Genomic DNA, 648 nt, shown 5'->3' with positions numbered 1-648 from the left:
AGGTTCTAGGTTCTTCAATACTGCTGCAAACTCAAGATACTCAGCAAGGCGTTTATTTTTTCCCATGTTTAGCCAAGCGCTCTAACTTCTCACGGAGCGATGGTGGTGCATTTTGCGCAATAGCAGAAAGGTAATCAGCCGTTTGCTCACTCATGGGCAATTTTTTTGCTGTGGTATTATTTGCAGGCTTTGTGGCATTATTTTGAGTTAATCGTTGGCTTGACTGCGGGTTGGCGGTAATTTTAATTTGCCCAAGCTCAGCCATCCCTGCACCACGAAAGTGTGACAACATATCCATTTTTAAATAATTTAAACGAAGTGCAATCGGTGCTGACACAGCCTCAATCATCAATGTACCGTCGCGGTAATTACTCACTCTGCACTTATCAGCCAAGTTAGGGCTTAAAAACTCAGTTAAAAGTGCTTGCTGTTTATCGAGCGCTTGGCTTTTACCCGCATAATTTGATAAGCGACCACTAAGACCCGCCATAATATCGTTCAACGGTTTTGGCGCGTATTTATCTTTAGCCATCACAACACCAATAAAAAAGTTAAGGGCTAGATTTTAATTCAATACAGCGCTTATTACCACCAAGTAAATTTAACCCCGTAGGCGTTAAACTTGCTGACGCAACAAGCACCATTCAA

The 648-nt window shown here is 42.1% G+C and carries 1 protein-coding gene; it reads right to left on the bottom strand.

Annotated elements, in window-relative coordinates:
• Positions 1-52 precede the first annotated feature (52 nt).
• Positions 53-532, bottom strand: a complete 480-nt coding sequence (locus CSC79_RS12720) for a DUF721 domain-containing protein (protein WP_099296144.1) — start codon at positions 530-532, stop codon at positions 53-55.
• Positions 533-648: the final 116 nt, after the last annotated feature.

Origin of the sequence: Pseudoalteromonas sp. 3D05, from assembly GCF_002723455.1 — a bacterium.
Taxonomy (GTDB): Bacteria; Pseudomonadota; Gammaproteobacteria; order Enterobacterales; family Alteromonadaceae; genus Pseudoalteromonas.
This window is presented reverse-complemented; position numbering and strand designations above follow the sequence as displayed.

Excerpts from the sequence above, each read along its gene's own strand:
- CSC79_RS12720 (WP_099296144.1), bottom strand. The coding sequence starts at position 532 with ATGGCTAAAGATAAATACGCGCCAAAACCGTTGAACGATATTATGGCG.